Below are 2,679 nucleotides of genomic sequence, written 5' to 3' on the forward strand. Positions count from 1 at the left end.
CGCAGAGACCCCGCCCGCCGCCGCGCTCGACGCCACGACACCTCCCCGGACAAACCGCGCTGCGGGGCGCTGACGCGCGGCGCGGGGGTGGCGGCCCCCGACGTGTCGTGGCCGGCGGGTGGTCGGCGCACTCAGCCGGCTGGGCGGGATTCAGCGGCGGGCGTGGCGGATCCTCAGCCTGTCGAAGCCCACGGCACCCGAGAAGCGGATCACCGGTCCGCCGGGGCGGGAGGGCCGCCGCGGCGTGTAACGCAGGTCCTTCCATCCGGTGCTCAGCCCCTCGACGTCGAGGACCGCGTCACGCGGCACCGTGATGCGGCCACCGCCGCTCCCCAGCCGCAGCTCGATCTCGACGACCGGATGCTCGATGACGGCCCGAGACAGATCCAGGCGCACCCTGCCGAACGCGGACTCGACCGTGAGCGCCCGAGGCACCGCCAGGCGCCACGCCGCCTGATCGTCCCGCCCGCCGCCGTGATCGTCGACGCCGCGCCCGGGCGCTTCTCCGGAAGGGAGGCCATCGCCGACACAAGCTCGCCATGCGTTCCGGCGGCGAGCACCTGGTCGAGGCGCTGGTCCGACTCCTCGTGCGAGACGAGCCCTTCGGCGTACGCCTCGCGCACGCGCCGCACGGCGGTGTCGCGGTCGTCCTCGCAGAGCCGGGCCGACGGGTCTTCCGGCAAGGAGGTCACCGTCCCCCTATTCGCGTGCCGCTTGACGGCGAAGGGCCGCGAATGGCCGCGAATGGCCGCGACGGGTGCGCGAGGGATCAAGAGGGTGTGCGTCTGGCGTCAAGTCGTCGTCTGCCGCGCCGTGAAATCTTCGAGTGCGGGGGACAAGACGGGCTCCGGAGATCCCCCCTCGGGGCCCGTCTTGTCATCAGACCGAGAGCCGGCAGCGCCGGGACCGTCGGGGTCTCGCCGCGTCCGGCCCTCCAGGACGGGGAGAACACGAATGAAGACGAACGGCAGGACCACGGCCGTGCTCGGCGCGGCGATCGCTCTCGCCGCCGCGTTCACCGGCGGCGTCGCGCACGCGGCTCCCACCCCCGAGACGCCGGCCGGGGACGCGAAGACCGCGGTCCAGGCCGCGATGAGCGAGAAGGACTTCGTGGCGGCGGCCATGAGGGTCGGCGGCCTCTCCGAGGCGGCCGCCCGGGACGCCTACCGGGACCCCGGCCACCGGGCGTTGACCGTCCCGGTCGAGGTCGTCGCCGAGGACACGGCGGTGGCGGCGGCGAGTACGGGGACGCCGAGCGCGCTCGCGAGGGCGGGCTCGTGCAGGCTGACCGCCAAGCGGGACTTCCGGAACGGGCTCGGCCACCGGCTGTTCCGCTACACCGTGCACAAGTCCTGGGAGGGGACCGGCACCAAGGTGCGGAACGTGAGGCACGAGGTCGGCCACAGCACGACGGCGCTGGGCCGCGCCGGCGGCTGGAAGTTCAACAAGACCGTCGACTCGGTCAACGAGTACCGCAAGTGGAACGGCATCACCAACGGCCGCCACTACAGCTCCCGCACCGGCCAGTGGAAAGCCTCACCCCTGGAGAAGCGGAACCTCCAGGTGCGGATCATGTCCCGGGCGGACGGAAGTTGGACCACGCACGAGAAGTCCGGCAAGTGCTGGTAGGCACCGTCACTGCGCGCTGACCCGTCGCCGCCGGCCTCAGCTCCTGGCCGCCGCCAGGACCGGGGCCGTCCGGCGGTGTCCGGACGGGGAGGTCCCGAACGCGCCGCGGAACGCCCTCGTGAACGCGGCGTGATGCCGGAAACCCCACCGCGCGGCGATGTCCTGGACCGATACGGCCGCCAGCGCCGGGTCGGACAGATCCCGGCGGGCCCCCGCCAGCCGCTGCCGGCGGATGCTGTCCGCGACCGTCTCCGGCTCGTCCTCGAACAGCCGGTGCAGATAGCGGACCGATATGTGGTGGGCGCTCGCCACCAGCGCGGGACCGAGCTCCGGATCGGCGAGGTTCTGCCGGATGAAGGCGCGGATCCGCAGCCTCAGCACACGCTTCCTGTCCTCCGCCGGCTGCGCGCTCTCCGCGTCGCACGCGTGGGCGAACAGCGCGGTCAGCAGGTCGACGAGCACCAGTTCGAGGCGCGGCACGTCGGCGGCCCGATAGCCGGAGTTCCGCCGGGCCAGCTGGGTGAGGGTGAGCGCGAGCAGCGCGCCCGGACCGTCGCGCCCGGACAGGCACCGACCCACCACCCGGTCCACCTGCCCGGCAGGCAGCGGAATGGCGGACCTGGGCACCTCCACCCCCACCGACCGCACCAGTCCGCCCACCTCGGCGGGCTCAGTCCGCACCCGCGCCGGCGCGGACGACACCGTCGTCAACAGGTCGTAACGCCCGTATCCGACCCGCGACTTGCCCCAACTCGCCTCCGCCTCGCCGCTGAGTACCAGCAGCACGTGGCAGGTCTCCGGATCCGCCTCCCGGACCAGCCGAGGCGAACGGTCGAACGTCAACGCCTGGTAACTCGCCGGCCACACCGAAAGCGCCCCAAGCTCCAACACCCGCAACTCCGCCCGGAAGTCCTCCCGGTGGGGACTCCGCACGTCCATGGGCGAGAGGGAACCCCGCATGTGCTCCCGCCACCGCTCGAACCGCTCCCCGACCGGCACCGCCCCACTGCTGAAGTACAACTTCTCGCTGAGCACGACTCCCCCTCCCGC

The 2,679-nt window shown here is 73.0% G+C and carries 2 protein-coding genes and 1 pseudogene; 1 reads left to right on the top strand and 2 read right to left on the bottom strand.

Going from position 1 to position 2,679, the window contains the following annotated elements; all coding sequences use genetic code 11:
* Positions 1-150 precede the first annotated feature (150 nt).
* Positions 151-692 (bottom strand): annotated as a pseudogene (locus tag FNX44_RS25860) (DUF1707 SHOCT-like domain-containing protein).
* A 262-nt stretch (positions 693-954) separates the two neighbouring features.
* On the opposite strand from FNX44_RS25860, the gene FNX44_RS25865 reads away from it, so the two are divergent.
* Entirely contained in the window at positions 955-1,629 is a 675-nt protein-coding gene (locus FNX44_RS25865) for a hypothetical protein (protein WP_143651401.1), read from the top strand.
* 36 nt (positions 1,630-1,665) lie between these two features.
* Here FNX44_RS25865 and FNX44_RS25870 read toward each other — a convergent pair.
* Positions 1,666-2,679, bottom strand: a 1,014-nt coding sequence (locus FNX44_RS25870) for a helix-turn-helix domain-containing protein (RefSeq protein ID WP_228450243.1), incomplete at its 5' end; no start/stop codon positions are given.

Origin of the sequence: Streptomyces alkaliterrae (assembly GCF_007097205.2) — a bacterium.
Classification (GTDB): domain Bacteria; phylum Actinomycetota; class Actinomycetes; order Streptomycetales; family Streptomycetaceae; genus Streptomyces; species Streptomyces alkaliterrae.

Coding starts and splice junctions, on each gene's coding strand:
- FNX44_RS25865 (WP_143651401.1), top strand. CDS start 955: ATGAAGACGAACGGCAGGACCACGGCCGTGCTCGGCGCGGCGATCGCT.